The organism is Sphingomonadaceae bacterium OTU29LAMAA1 (assembly GCA_024072375.1).
GTDB lineage: Bacteria > Pseudomonadota > Alphaproteobacteria > Sphingomonadales > Sphingomonadaceae > Sphingomonas.
This window is the reverse complement of sequence record CP099617.1, coordinates 3,657,747-3,671,076: the sequence shown is the minus strand read 5'-3', so window position 1 is coordinate 3,671,076 and position 13,330 is coordinate 3,657,747. Positions and strand designations below refer to the sequence as shown.

The following is a 13,330-nucleotide window of genomic DNA, read 5'->3' as shown; positions in this document are numbered from 1 at the left end:
AGAGAGGTTGGGGTGGGGCCTGTCCCATCAGGCGATCGTTTCGGCAGAGGCGACGTCCCCCACCCCAACCCCTCCCCTGAAGGGGAGGGGCTTTTTACTCAGGCCGCCATCGTAAACGGCTCCAGCCCGGCAAGCCGCGTCCGCACCGGCGGCACCGGCACCTTCCGCGGCGTCACCCCGCGCGCCATGTCGGCGATCGCCTTGATATGCGCCGGCGTCGACCCGCAGCACCCGCCCAGCACATTGACCTGCCCCGCCTGCGCCCATTCGCCGACCAGCCCGGCGGTCGTCGCCGGCTCCTCGTCATAGGCACCCAGTTCGTTCGGTAGCCCGGCATTGGGATAGACCATGATGAGCGTGTCGCAAATCTCGCTCAGCGTCTTCACATGCGGCCGCAACTGCTCCGCCCCGAACGAACAGTTCAGCCCGATCGTCACCGGCTTGGCATGCCGCACCGCATGCCAGAACGCCTCGACCGTATGCCCCGACAGGTTGCGCCCGCTAAGATCGGTCAGCGTCATCGACAGCATCAGCGGCAGGTCGCGGCCCAGATCGTCGGCGGCGTCCAGCGTCGCCATGATCCCCGCCTTGGCGTTGAGCGTATCGAATACCGTCTCGATCAGGATGAAGTCCGCGCCCCCCTCGACCAGCGCATCGATCTGCTCGCGATACACGCCTTTAAGATGGTCGAAGTCGATCTCGCGATAGCCCGGATCGTTGACGTCGGGCGACAGCGACAAGGTCTTGTTGGTCGGCCCGATCGCCCCCGCGACAAACCGAGGACGCCCGTCGCGCGCCTGAAACTCATCGGCAATGCGGCGCGCCATCGCCGCGCTCTCGACGTTGATCTCGCGCACCAGATGCTCCGCGCCGTAATCCGCCTGGCTGATCCGGTTCGCCGAAAACGTGTTGGTCTCGGCAATGTCCGCCCCCGCCTCGAAGTACGCGCGATGGATCGACGCCGGCACCTCGGGCTTGGTCAGCGCGAGGATGTCGTTGTTGCCCTTCTGGTCGTGGGTCAGCCCCAGCGAGCCGGCATAATCCGCTTCGGACAGTTTCCAATTCTGGATCTCCGTCCCGAACGCGCCGTCGGTGATCAGGATGCGCTTGGCGGCCTCGGCCAGGAACGTGTCGCGGATGGTCATGTCTTGTCCTTGATAGCCCCTCCCCTTCAGGGGAGGGGTTGGGGGTGGGGGCATCTCACCGAGACCGAAGCCCGCGGATAGGCCCCACCCCAACCCCTCCCCTGAAGGGGAGGGGCTTCGTCGTGTTAAGCCGCAGCCACCGCGGCAACCGGCTTCGATCGCACACCCAGCAGGTGACAGATCGCAAACGCCAGCTCCGCGCGGTTCAGCGTATAGAAGTGCAACGACTTCACCCCGCCCGCATACAGCTTGCGCGACAATTCCGCCGCCAGCGTCGCCGCGATCAGCTGCCTTGCCGCAGGATGATCCTCCAGCCCGTCGAACAGCCGCGCCATCCACGCCGGCACCTCGGTCCCGCACATCCTGCTCATCCGCACGACGCTGGCGAAGTTGGTCACCGGCATGATCCCCGGCACGATCTCCGCGGTGATCCCCGCCGCCGCCACCTTGTCGCGATAGCGGAAGAACGTCTCGGGCTCGTGGAAGAACTGCGTGATCGCCCGCGTTGCGCCGGCGTCGAACTTCGCCTTCAGGTTGTCGATATCCGCCGCCATGTCCGCCGAATCCGGATGGCATTCCGGGTAAGCCGCAACCGAAATCTCGAACGGATGCAGCCGCTTCAACCCCGCGACCAGCGCCGCCGCATTCTCATACCCGCCCGGATGGCTGGCGAACTTCGCGCCGGCCGCGGGCGGATCGCCCCGCAACGCGACGATATGCCGCACGCCCGCCGCCCAATATTCCTCGGCGACCTGATCGATCTCCGCCTTCGTCGCCTCGACGCAGGTGAGGTGCGCCGCCGCCGCCAGCGACGTCTCGCGCTGAATCCGCGCCACCGTCGCATGCGTACGCTCGCGCGTCGAACCGCCCGCGCCATAGGTCACCGACACGAAGCTCGGCGCCAGCGGCTCCAGCGTCCGCACCGCGTCCCACAATTGCTCTTCCATCTTCTCCGTCTTCGGCGGGAAGAATTCGAACGACACGTCGAGGTCGCCGGCCACGTCCGCATAGAGCGGCGCCTTCAACGCGATCTGCGCCTCTTCGAGCTGGTTCACCGAGATCGTCATGCTGCTTTTACCTCACGCAAGTTCGCGCCCGGCTTCACGCCCAGCCATAATGTCACGGTCAATTCCCCGCCCTTCAGCGTCTCGGTCTGCGCGAGTCCAAGGCCGGCATTGCCGAACCAGCCCGCGATCTGATCGTCCGCAAAGCCCAGCCGGGTATGCGCATCGCGCGTCCGCAAATCCTCGCGATCGTGCGGCGCGAAGTCCGCGATCAGCAACCGCCCGCCCGGCCCCAGCACCCGCGCCGCCTCGGCGATCGCCGCTCCCGGCTGCTGCGCGAAGTGCAGCACGTGATGCAGGATCGCGACATCCGCCGCACCATCCGCCATCGGCAGCGCGTACAGATCCGCCTGCCGCAATTCCGTATTGGGCCGGTCGTGCAGCTTGGCCCGCGCCAGCCGCAGCATCTCCGACGACCGGTCGATCCCCAGCGCGCTGTCCGCTTGGCCACCGAACACCTCGAGCATCCGCCCGGTGCCGGTGCCGATGTCGATCAGGCTGCCGAGCGGCCCATCCCCCAACACCCCCGCCATCGCCGCCTCGACCTGATCTTCCGCGATATGCAGCGACCGGATCGCATCCCATTCGTCGGCATGGCCCTCGAACCATTGCGCCGCACTCGCCGCGCGATCCGCGCGCACCGCCGCCAGCCGCGCCGCATCCGCCACCGCCCAATGATCGGGCTCGGCCTTGTTCCACTGGTCGATCGCCGCCGCCACCGGTTGCGTCGCGGCGGCTTTACCCAAAGCGACGAACACCCAGCTCCCCTCCTTGCGCCGCTCCGCCAGACCGGCGTCGCACAGGATCTTCACATGCCGGCTGACCCGCGGCTGGCTCTGCCCCAGCACCTGCGCCAGCTCCCCCACCGACAGCTCCATCGTCCGCAGCAGCGAAAAGATGCGCAGCCGCGTGGCGTCGGCTAAGGCACGGAAGATGTCGAGCGCGAGGGTCATGTCGCATCAACATATAAAGATATCTTTATATGGGGTCAACGCGGACCCGAACCGGCCGGACTGCGTTTGCATGCGGTTAGTTCTTGAGGGAGATTAAGATGAAACGCCTGCTGATCCTCGCCGCCCCCGTGGCCCTCGGCCTCGCCGCCTGCAGCCCGAGCGCGCAGAACGAGACCGCCGAAGCCGGTAACGCGATCGCCGCCGATACCGAAGCGACGACCCGCAACGCGGTCAGCGACGTCGATGCGGCGACGGATCAGGCGTTCGGCTCGGCAGAGCGCAGCCTCGACAATGCCGGCGCCACGGTCGGTGCCGCCGCCGATCGCACCGGCGAGCGCCTCGATGCCGGGGCCGACCGTGCGGGTACGGCGATCGCCAACGGTGCCGACCGCGCCGGGGCTGCTGCCGACCGCGCGGTGGACGCGACCGGCAACGCGCTTGAACGCGCCGGCCGTTCGTTGAAGGATTAAGCTTTGCAGTCGGGGGAGCAGTATCGCATGTCACGTTCAGTCCCGTCGGCACTGCTTCCCCTGCTATTGCTCGCCGCCTGCTCCGGCGGCGGCAGCGACGACCCCGGCGCGGTGACCACCGACGAGGCCGAACAACTCAACGACGCCGCCGCGATGCTCGACGCGAACAGCATCGACCTCAACGCCGCGACCGCCGACGATACGGACACCGGATCATGACCGCCAAACGCCGCTTGGGCTCCACCGACCTCCAGATCGCGCCGCTGGTGCTCGGCGGCAACGTCTTCGACTGGACCGCGGATCGCGCCGCCAGTTTCGCCGTGCTCGACGCCTTCGTCGCGGGTGGCGGCACGATGATCGACACCGCCGACGTCTATTCCGCCTGGGTCCCCGGCCACAGCGGCGGCGAGTCCGAAGCCATGATCGGCGAATGGCTGAAAACGAGCGGCAAGCGCGACCAGGTGCTGATCGCCACCAAGGTCGGCATGCTACCCGGCGACGGCGGCGAAAAGCTCGCCCCCGCCCGCATCGCCGCCGCAGCGGAAGCGTCGCTCAAGCGACTCGGCACCGACCGCATCGACCTCTATTACGCGCATCAGGACGACGATGCCGTCCCGCAGGACGCGGTGCTCGAAGCGTTCGGCAAGCTGATCGACGCCGGCAAGGTCCGCGTCCTCGGCGCCTCCAATTTCCACGCCGCACGCCTGAAATCCGCGGTCGACGCAGCCAAGGCGAGCGGCCTGCCCCGCTATCACGTCCTCCAGCCCGAATATAACCTCGTCAGCCGCCACAAGTTCGAGGGCGAGTTGCAGGATTATTGCATCACCGAAAACATCGGCGTGCTGCCCTATTACGGCCTCGCCTCCGGCTTCCTCACCGGCAAGTACCGGTCGAAGGACGACCTTGGCCAGAGCGTCCGCGGTGGCCGCATGGCCGACTTGCTCGAGGGCAAAGGCGCCGCGGTGCTGAAGGCGATGGACTCGGTTGCCGAGGAAACCGGCGCAACGCTGGCACAGATCGCGCTGGCATGGCTCATCGCACAGGAGGGCGTGACGGCCCCGATCGCCAGCGCAACGCGGGTAGACCAGCTGGAAGACCTGCTCCCCGCAATGGAGCTGAAGCTGACCAAGAACCAGCTAGACCGCCTCGACACCGCCGGTGCCTAAAAAGCGATAGCCCTCTCCCCGTCGGAGAACCCCTCACCCCGACCCTTTTCCCAAAGGGGAGAGGCAGTGAGCAGGCTTCAAGCCGCGAATTGATTCATCGTATTGTGCGCCCCGCCCGCCTTCAGCGCAGCCTCGCCAGCAAAATACTCCTTGTGATCGTCACCGATGTCCGACCCGGACATGTTCTGGTGCTTCACACACGCGATCCCCTCGCGGATCTCCTTCCGCTGCACGCCCTTGACGTACCCCAGCATGCCCGCGTCGCCGAAATACTCCTTCGCCAGATTATCCGTCGACAGCGCCGCGGTATGATAGGTCGGCAGCGTGATGAGGTGGTGGAAGATCCCCGCCCGCGCCGCCGCGTCCTTCTGGAACGTGCGGATGCGCTCGTCCGCCTCCGCCCCCAGCTCGGTCCCGTCGTAATCGACCGACATCAGCCGCGCCCGATCGTACGCCGAGACGTCACGCCCCGCCTCGACCCACGCGTCGTAAACCTGCTGGCGGAAGTTCAGCGTCCAGTTGAAGCTCGGCGAATTGTTGTAGACCAGCTTCGCGTTCGGGATCACCTCGCGGATGCGATCGACCATCGATGCGATTTGCTCGATGTGCGGCTTCTCCGTCTCGATCCACAACAGATCCGCACCATTCTGCAACGACGCGATACAATCCATCACGCAGCGGTCCGCGCCGGTGCCCTCGCGGAACTGGAACAGGTTCGACGGCAGCCGCTTGGGCTTCATCAGCTTGCCGTCGCGGTTGATGATGACGTCGCCGTTGATCGTCGACAGGTCGGTCACCTCCTCGCAATCGAGGTAGCTGTTATATTGGTCGCCCAGATCGCCCGGCGTCTTGCTCACCGCGATCTGCTTGGTCAGGCCCGCGCCCAGCGAGTCGGTACGCGTGACGATGATGCCGTCCTCGACGCCCAGCTCCAGGAATGCGTAGCGGCAGGCGCGCACCTTCGCGAGGAAGTCCTCGTGCGGCACGGTGACCTTGCCGTCCTGATGGCCGCACTGCTTTTCGTCGCTGACCTGATTCTCGATCTGGAGCGCACACGCTCCCGCCTCGATCATCTTCTTCGCCAGCAGATACGTCGCCTCGGCATTGCCGAAGCCGGCGTCGATATCGGCGATGATCGGCGCGACATGCGTCTGGTGATTGTCGATCGCCTGCATCAGCCGCTGCGCCTCGACTTCATTACCCGCATCGCGCGCATGGTCGAGATCGCGGAACAACAGGCTCAGCTCGCGCGCATCCGCCTGCCGCAGGAACGTGTACAGCTCCTTGATCAGCGCCGGCACGCTCGTCTTCTCGTGCATCGACTGGTCGGGCAGCGGCCCGAAATCGCTGCGCAACGCCGCGACCATCCAGCCCGACAGGTACAGGTAGCGCTTGTCGGTCGTGCCGAAATGCTTCTTGATGCTGATCATCTTCTGCTGGCCGATGAAGCCGTGCCAGCAGCCCAGCGACTGCGTGTACGCCGCCGGATCGGCGTCATAGGCCGCCATGTCGCGGCGCATGATCGCGGCGGTATAGCGCGCGATGTCGAGCCCGGTCTGGAAGCGGTTTTGCAAGCGCATGCGCGCGACCGACTCCGCGTCGATCCCGCCCCAGGTCGCCTGCGCACCGATGGTCTGGCTGGCGGTGCCGATCTGCTGCTGATACGTCATGTCCACGTCCTCACTCTGTACGAATGCGAGGATGTGTACTGAACTTCACAGACACTACAGCCGATACGCCAACATAAACAGCGTGAAGCTGTAACATTTCATGACTAAACATTGTATTTCGGTGTGACTGTTTACAATCAGTCGCCCGCGAAGGTAAACCCCGACACCCCCCGATCGCGCTCGTTGATCAGCAGCGCCCGCCCCGCCGGCGGGGCCGAACGCTGCGGGCAATCGGTGCGATGGCAGGCACGACACCCCAGTCCGATCGGCGTCGCATCCCCCTTCAGATCGACCCCCCGCGCTACCGCCAGCGCGCCCCCCAGTTCCGCCGCGACACCGATCCCCACCGCAAATTCGGCGAGCACCCCGCCATAGCGCCGCCGCTGCGGCGTCACCGTCCGCGCGATCGTCAACCACCGCGCCTTGTCCTCCAGTTCGACCAGTTGCACCGCCAGCGCCCCCGGCCTGTCGAAGGCATGATGCAACCGCCACAACGGGCACCGTCCCTCCGCCTCCGCCAGCGGTGAGGCGCTCGCGCCCGAGAACCGCTTCGAACATTGCCCAGCCCGATCGATCCGGATCAGGAAGAACGGCAGCCCCCGCGCACCCACCCGGTGCAGCGTTGTCAGCCGATGCGCCACCTGCTCGAACCCCGCCCCGAACCGCCGCTGCAACAGTTCGAGGTCGTATCCCGTCGTCTCGCATGCCCGCAGGAACCGCGCGTACGGCATCATCACCGCCGCCGCAAAATAGCTGGCGAGGTGCCGCCGGAACAACCGCTCCGACGATCGATCCGCAAACGCCGCCCCCTTGGCCAGCGCTTCGATCTCCGCCCGCGCCTCGATCTGCGCGAGCTGATACGCCGCGGCGAAGGTCCGCGACGCCGAATCGAGCACCTCGCTCAACTGCACCTGCCGCGCATGCAGGTCGAGCCGCCGCAACAGGTCGGGCATGACATCGACGGGCAGGATGCGGATGGTAAGCTGGTGCTTGACCCGCAACCGCTCGGCAATGGCACCATACAGGTCGCCCGCCCCCAGCCGCAATTCGTCTGCCAGCGCCTCCGCCGCACTGTCCAGATCGGCGAAATGCCCCCGCCACCGCTCGATCTCGCGCCGCACTTCCGCTACCGGATCGACGCCCTCCGAAGCGCCACCACCGCCACCGGCACCCAATTTATCATAGGCGCGCGCGAAAGCCTCCGCCCCGCCGGGGGCGCCGGCGAGCCATTCGCCCACCTCGTTCCGATCGATCTCAAGGTCGGCGAATATCGGGTCTGCCAGCCGCCGCCGCATTGCCGCTTCGCCGCCACCCGGTTCTCCCGCAGTCAAGGCACGTGGATCGAAGTCGTAGGATTCGGCCAGCTTGACCAGCAGCGCCGCCGACAACGGCCGCTGGTTGCGCTCGACCAGATTGAGATAGCTCGACGAAATCGCCAGCACCTCCGCCATTGCCGCCTGCGTCAGCCCGGCCTGTCGCCGCAGCCGTCGCACCGCATGGCCAGCAAACAATTTCCGATCCGCCACCGCAGCTCCTTCCGGTACAGAAGGTCCGGTATGCAACGCGACTTGTCAATTCCTTACAGCATGACCAGTGTCACTGTCTGCGCGGTATACACCATGACCTCGCTTGCCGGTCACCGCCCACTGCCCCGAAGCCCACTCTGTAGCTAACGGAATTTCGAAAGTTTCCTGGGGAGGAAAGGTGACCGCCGGCGCTTCGTGCTCCGGCGGTCATTCCGTTTCAGGGCTCGTGCGATATGATCGCGGCACAGACGGCGTGGCGAGGCGGCTGCGGATACGCCGGTCGGACCCCATCGTCCCTTCGCGCGTATCGCCTCCACACTGCCCCGGACGCCGACGAGGACCCCGCATGAGTCAAGGACTGACCGCCCGCATCCGCGAGAATATCGTTCTATACGGTGCGCTCGCTGCCAATCTCGGGATCGGCGTCGCGAAATTCGTCGCGGCGGGTATCACCGGATCGTCGTCGATGCTGACCGAGGGCGTGCACAGTTGCGTCGACAGCGGCAATCAGATCCTGCTGCTCTATGGACAGCATCGCGCCAGGCAGAAGCCCGACACGATCCACCCCTTCGGTTACGGTCGCGAGCTTTACTTCTGGGCATTTGTCGTCGCGATCCTGATCTTCGCGGTCGGCGCCGGCGTATCGGTGTACGAAGGCTATCTGCACATCGTCGAGCCGGAGGAACTCAGCGATCCGCTGGTCAACTATATCGTCCTCGTCATCGCTTTCGCCCTCGAAGGATCGTCGTGGTTCATCGCCATGCGCGAATTTCGCAAGGCAAAGGGCGACAGCGGCTGGTGGCGCGCGATCCGTCAAAGCAAGGACCCAGCGGGCTTCATCGTCCTGTTCGAGGATTCGGCGGCACTCGCGGGCCTGGTCATCGCCGGGATCGGCGTCTGGGCAAGCCATGCATTCGCCGATCCGCGCATCGATGGCGTCGCCTCGATCGTCATCGGCCTGATCCTGGGTCTGGTTGCGGTACTTCTGGCGCGGGAGGCCAAGGGCCTGCTGATCGGCGAACGAGCCAACCCTCAGGTTGTCGAGACGGTGCGCAACATCATCGCCCGCCACCCGGCGGTGACGGCGGTGAACCACGTCCGCACGATCCACACCGCGCCCGATGCGATCTTCGTCGCGGTCAGCGCGGATTTCGTCGACAGCGTGACGATGGGCGATGGCGAGCGACTGATTGAGGAAATGGAGGACCAGCTCCGCATCGCCGTGCCGATGCTGAGCTCGATCTACATCCGCCCGGAAAAGCATGAAAATGCCGCGACGCTGGCGACCATCCGGCCGCCGGAGCAGCCGTGACGCTCAGCCGACGATCCTCGCCGCACCGCGGGTCAGCCGTTCGACGACCTGCGGATCGGTGATCCGGCGATAGACCGCCTCCACCGCGCTGAACACGCCGAACAGCAACAGTCCCGCCGCGACCAGCAACCGCAGCCATTCGGGAAAGCGGTCGAGCGCCTGCTCCAGCCCCCCGGCTGCCGAGGCGCGGCTGTTCATGCTCGCCTGCACCATGAACAATGCGGTGGCAGCGAACACGATGCCGCGCGCCAGATAACCGGCACGGCCGACCCAGCCGACCCAAGGCCTTGCCGCCGCCGCCGGCTTCAGATGCTTGAGGAAGCCAAGCTTAACCGCCTTGACCGCCTGATAGATGCCAAGACCGAGCAGCACGATCGCGACCAGGATCAACGCCACCTCGCCGCCGGGGAAGCGCAGCGCGGTCGATGCCCCCCATTCGGCGCTGTCGCCGCTGCTCCGCTCGCCCCATACCAGCAGCCGCACCGCCGCCCAGCACAGCCCCAGGTGGATTGCGCCGGAGATCGCACCCCCCAGCCGCTTGACCATGCCGCCCGCACCACTGCCCTGCCCTTCGCTGTCCACCGCCGCCTCGGACAATCGCCACAGGCCGTACCCCGCGAAACCGAGTGCCATCAGCGACAGCACGATACTGCCGCCGGTGCTCTGCACGAATCCGAGCACGCCCTGATTGTCCTCCGTCCGGCCAAGCCGCAGCGTCAGATAGCCGATCGCGCCATAGGTCACCGCACGCGCAGCGAAGCCAAGCCGCGCCGCCATCTCCAGTCCGTTGATGTCGTTCGTTTTTGCTTTCGCCGTCATGCCGCGTCTCCCGTTCGACGCCGCCAACCGCCGCGCTGCACGATCGTTCCGGCAGCGTGACGGCATCACCGCGCGAATCGCGATTGCGGGTGACGCGGCGATGCGGATATCATCGCCTCCATGCACCGCTCACTTCTGCGCCCGTTGCTCGCCACATTGCTGCTGCTCGGCTCGATCTTCGGATCTGCGCCGGCATGGGCGGCGGTGACGATCACCTTCTGGAGCCACGAACTCGGCAACAGCTTCCCGCATACCTTCTTCACGTTGCGCGGTGTGCCCGACGCAGGCGGTAACCCGGTCGACGTCAATTACGGCTTCACGGCCAAATCGGTGTCACCGAAGATACTGATGGGAACCGTCGCCGGCCGGCTCGACATATCCAAACCCGGTTATATCGCTGGCAGCGATGCCCAGTTCTCGCTCGTGCTCAGCGATGCGCAATATGCCGAGATACTGACGCTGATCGCCGCGTGGGACGAAAAGACGGGTGATGGGCACTACAACCTCAACAATCGCAATTGCGTTCATTTCGTCAAGGAAGCGGCACGAATCGCCGGCCTGTCGGGTCTCGACCAGCCCGGATTGATGAAGAAGCCGCGTTCCTACCTGAAGGCGGTAGCAGAGGCCAATCCGGGGCGGGTGACGATCGTCAACATGCATGGGAAGGCGTATCTCGCGTCATTGCCGCCGATCGGAGCGGGGCCGCCGATCGGAGCGGGGCCGCCGATCACCGCTGGGCCGACGGTCGCCCCCGATCCGGCGACGGCGCCCGCGACAGTCAACTAACCGCGCACGATTTCCATCACGTCCAGCGTGGACTGGAAACCGGGGAACGGCAGCACCATCCGCCATCGGTCCGGCCCGATCCGCTCGACCAGCCCCGCCATGTCGCGACGCGCATCGCGGCCGTAACGCATCGGCCTGTCCTCGTCGCCAAGCGCCAGAGTGCCGAGAAAGACGGTACGGGAGTCGGTGCTGTCGAACAGATTGCCGCTCGCCCGCTGCGCACCATCGGTCACGAAACGACGGACGAGGCCATTTTCCGTGACGCGGCATCCGGCCCATCCGCCGCTGAGCAGCACCCGCGCTCCCGCTCCGACACCGCCCAGCCGGTACATCCGGCAGCGATAGGACCCCGGCGTCAGCGCCGCTCCCTGAATCAACCGGTCGGGATCGAACAGCGCCGCGTCTTGCGCCAGTGCGGCGGCGCCGTTGCGCGTCGTACGCACCTTGCCCAGCGCTTCGATCCACGCATCACGCCAGCCGCGCAGCCGCTCGCGATCCTGCTTCGTCGCGACCTTGCGCCAGTCGACATCGACATCGCGTTGCGCACCGGTCGCCGGCGATGCCATCGCCGCGGCCAACAGCACGGGCACGGCAAGGCGCCATGCCGTCATGCCGCCGTCCAGCCGCCGTCCACCGACATGTTCGCACCGGTGATCGCCTTCGCCTCGTCGCGGCACAGGAACAGCGCCAACGCGGCAACCTGTTCCGGCGTGACGAATTCCTTGGTCGGCTGCGCGGCGAGCAGCACGTCGTTGATCACCTGATCGCGCGTCAGGCCCCGCGCCGTCATCGTGTCGGGGATCTGCGCCTCGACCAATGGTGTCCAGACATAGCCGGGCGAGATGCAATTGACGGTGATGCCCTGCTGCGCCGTCTCAAGCGCCAGCGTCTTGGTCAGGCCGGCGATCCCGTGCTTGGCCATGACATAGGCCGATTTGTTCGGGCTCGCGACCAGGCTGTGTGCCGAGGCGGTGGTGATCATCCGTCCCCATCCCTTCGCCTTCATATGCGGTATCGCCGCCTTTGCGACGTACCAGGCCGACAGAAGGTTGATGCGGATGATCGCCTCCATTTTATCGTCCGGAAAGCTTTCGATCGGCGCGACGTGCTGGATGCCTGCGTTGTTGACCGCGATATCGACGCTTCCCGTCTCCCGGGCCGCCCGGTCGACCATCGCCGCGATCTCGTCCGGCTTCGTCATGTCCGCCGCATCATACAGCGCAGCCACGCCGCTGGTGGCGGCCAGCTCGGCCCGGATGTCCTCGATCTGGTCGGCGTCACCGAAGCCGTTGATCATCACCGCGGCGCCTTCGGCGGCGAAGGCGCGCGCATAGGCAAGGCCGATACCCGAGGTGGAGCCGGTGATGAGCGCGGTCTTGCCCTTGAGGAACATGGCGATGGGATCTCCTGATGAACGCGAGTCGTCCTGCGTCGTCACGGTAAACGTTGCAACCGTCGGTACGGTTCGCGCATTTCGTAACGCAAGCAAAACGGAGCCTGCCATGCGCCTCGACGATTTCGATCCCAATGATATCAATGTCGAGGATCAAAGGGGCCAGAGCTTCGGCGGTGGCGGCGGTGGCGGCGGCGGATTGCTGTTTGGTCTGCTGCCGCTGATCGGCAGTCGCTTTGGCTGCGGCGGCATCGTCGTGGTGCTGCTGTTGTTCGCGGTGTTCGGCGGGCTGGGCAACCTCGGCGGCATGCTCGGCGGTGGCGGCGGTCAGGTGTCCGCGCCGACCAGCCAGCGCGCCGGCACCGATGTCGCATCGAGCTGCAACCTGACGCCGCAGAGCAAGGCGGCCTGCAACGCGTTCCAGTCCGCGGAAAACACCTGGACCGCCTTGTTCGAAAAAGCCGGCCAGCGCTTTCAGGAACCCAAGCTCGTCTTCTTCGGTGGCAGCGGCAAATCCGGCTGCGGCGCGGCGCAGGCGGCGATGGGTCCCTTCTATTGCCCGACCGATCAGGGCATCTATCTCGACACCAGCTTCTTCGACGAGCTCGCCACGCGTTTCGGCGCCAAGGGCGATTTCGCGCAGGATTACGTGATCGCGCACGAATTCGGCCACCACATCCAGAATTTGCTCGGCACGTCCGATCAGGTGCAGCAGATCCAGCGCCGCGGCAGCGAGACGGAAGGCAACGCCGCTTCGGTGCGGCTGGAGCTACAGGCGGATTGCTATGCCGGGGTGTGGGCGGCGCAGAACCGCAGTCGGATGGAACCCGGCGATCTCGAAGAGGGTCTCACCGCGGCTCAGGCGATCGGCGACGATACGCTCCAGAAGCAGAGCCAGGGCCGGGTCGTTCCCGACAGCTTCACGCACGGCACGTCGGCGCAGCGTCAGGCATGGCTGCAACGCGGCCTGACGACGGGCGACCCGGCCCAGTGTGACACCTTCTCCGGCGCGATCTGATCCAGTCC

At 66.0% G+C, this 13,330-nt stretch carries 14 protein-coding genes; 6 read left to right on the top strand and 8 right to left on the bottom strand.

The features are described from left to right. Positions 1-98: 98 nt before the first annotated feature. The 3 genes from NF699_17600 to NF699_17590 form a co-directional block, all read right to left on the bottom strand. Positions 99-1,145, bottom strand: coding sequence for a homocysteine S-methyltransferase family protein (locus NF699_17600; GenBank protein USU04822.1), 1,047 nt, complete (start codon positions 1,143-1,145; stop codon positions 99-101). Positions 1,146-1,270: 125 nt separating this feature from the next. Next, entirely contained in the window at positions 1,271-2,212 is a 942-nt protein-coding gene (gene metF, locus NF699_17595) for a methylenetetrahydrofolate reductase [NAD(P)H] (protein ID USU04821.1), read from the bottom strand. Then, positions 2,209-3,162 carry a metalloregulator ArsR/SmtB family transcription factor gene (locus NF699_17590; protein ID USU04820.1) on the bottom strand — a complete coding sequence of 318 codons (954 nt, stop codon included), beginning with the start codon at positions 3,160-3,162 and terminating at the stop codon, positions 2,209-2,211. Before NF699_17590 ends, metF begins: the two co-directional genes overlap by 4 nt. Before the next feature lie 98 nt (positions 3,163-3,260). Here NF699_17590 and NF699_17585 point away from each other — a divergent pair, with 98 nt between their 5' ends. Genes NF699_17585 through NF699_17575 form a run of 3 tightly spaced genes read left to right on the top strand, consistent with a single transcriptional unit; the run spans position 3,261 to position 4,798 of the window. Beyond that, the gene (locus NF699_17585; protein ID USU04819.1) at positions 3,261-3,632 is read left to right on the top strand and encodes a hypothetical protein; all 372 of its coding nucleotides are present in this window, start codon (positions 3,261-3,263) and stop codon (positions 3,630-3,632) included. A gap of 27 nt (positions 3,633-3,659) precedes the next feature. Continuing rightward, positions 3,660-3,851, top strand: coding sequence for a hypothetical protein (locus tag NF699_17580; protein USU04818.1), 192 nt, complete (start codon positions 3,660-3,662; stop codon positions 3,849-3,851). After that, positions 3,848-4,798 (top strand): aldo/keto reductase, encoded by a 951-nt coding sequence (locus NF699_17575; protein USU04817.1) that lies wholly within the window; start codon positions 3,848-3,850, stop codon positions 4,796-4,798. Before NF699_17580 ends, NF699_17575 begins: the two co-directional genes overlap by 4 nt. 77 nt (positions 4,799-4,875) lie before the next feature. Here the strand turns inward: NF699_17575 and NF699_17570 are convergent, their stop codons facing one another. Then, the gene (locus NF699_17570) at positions 4,876-6,468 is read right to left on the bottom strand and encodes an isocitrate lyase (protein ID USU04816.1); all 1,593 of its coding nucleotides are present in this window, start codon (positions 6,466-6,468) and stop codon (positions 4,876-4,878) included. Positions 6,469-6,605: 137 nt separating this feature from the next. Continuing rightward, positions 6,606-7,994 carry a short-chain fatty acyl-CoA regulator family protein gene (locus tag NF699_17565; protein ID USU04815.1) on the bottom strand — a complete coding sequence of 463 codons (1,389 nt, stop codon included), beginning with the start codon at positions 7,992-7,994 and terminating at the stop codon, positions 6,606-6,608. Positions 7,995-8,340: 346 nt separating this feature from the next. Between NF699_17565 and NF699_17560 the strand changes: the two genes are divergently transcribed. Next, the gene (locus NF699_17560; protein USU04814.1) at positions 8,341-9,306 is read left to right on the top strand and encodes a cation diffusion facilitator family transporter; all 966 of its coding nucleotides are present in this window, start codon (positions 8,341-8,343) and stop codon (positions 9,304-9,306) included. A gap of 3 nt (positions 9,307-9,309) precedes the next feature. Here the strand turns inward: NF699_17560 and NF699_17555 are convergent, their stop codons facing one another. After that, positions 9,310-10,125, bottom strand: coding sequence for a DUF1206 domain-containing protein (locus NF699_17555; GenBank protein ID USU04813.1), 816 nt, complete (start codon positions 10,123-10,125; stop codon positions 9,310-9,312). 120 nt (positions 10,126-10,245) lie between these two features. Here NF699_17555 and NF699_17550 point away from each other — a divergent pair, with 120 nt between their 5' ends. Further along, positions 10,246-10,911, top strand: a complete 666-nt coding sequence (locus NF699_17550) for a hypothetical protein (GenBank protein USU04812.1) — start codon at positions 10,246-10,248, stop codon at positions 10,909-10,911. Here the strand turns inward: NF699_17550 and NF699_17545 are convergent. Together NF699_17545 and NF699_17540 are read right to left on the bottom strand one after the other, a co-directional pair. Further along, positions 10,908-11,522 (bottom strand): DUF4893 domain-containing protein, encoded by a 615-nt coding sequence (locus NF699_17545; protein USU04811.1) that lies wholly within the window; start codon positions 11,520-11,522, stop codon positions 10,908-10,910. The two genes, NF699_17550 and NF699_17545, sit on opposite strands and share 4 nt — an antisense overlap. Next, positions 11,519-12,304: a 3-hydroxybutyrate dehydrogenase gene (locus NF699_17540; protein USU04810.1), complete on the bottom strand. Its 786-nt coding sequence runs from the start codon at positions 12,302-12,304 to the stop codon at positions 11,519-11,521. The genes NF699_17545 and NF699_17540 overlap by 4 nt, the downstream gene beginning before the upstream one ends. Before the next feature lie 109 nt (positions 12,305-12,413). Between NF699_17540 and NF699_17535 the strand changes: the two genes are divergently transcribed. Further along, the gene (locus NF699_17535) at positions 12,414-13,322 is read left to right on the top strand and encodes a zinc metallopeptidase (GenBank protein ID USU04809.1); all 909 of its coding nucleotides are present in this window, start codon (positions 12,414-12,416) and stop codon (positions 13,320-13,322) included. The last annotated feature ends 8 nt before the right edge of the window (positions 13,323-13,330 follow it).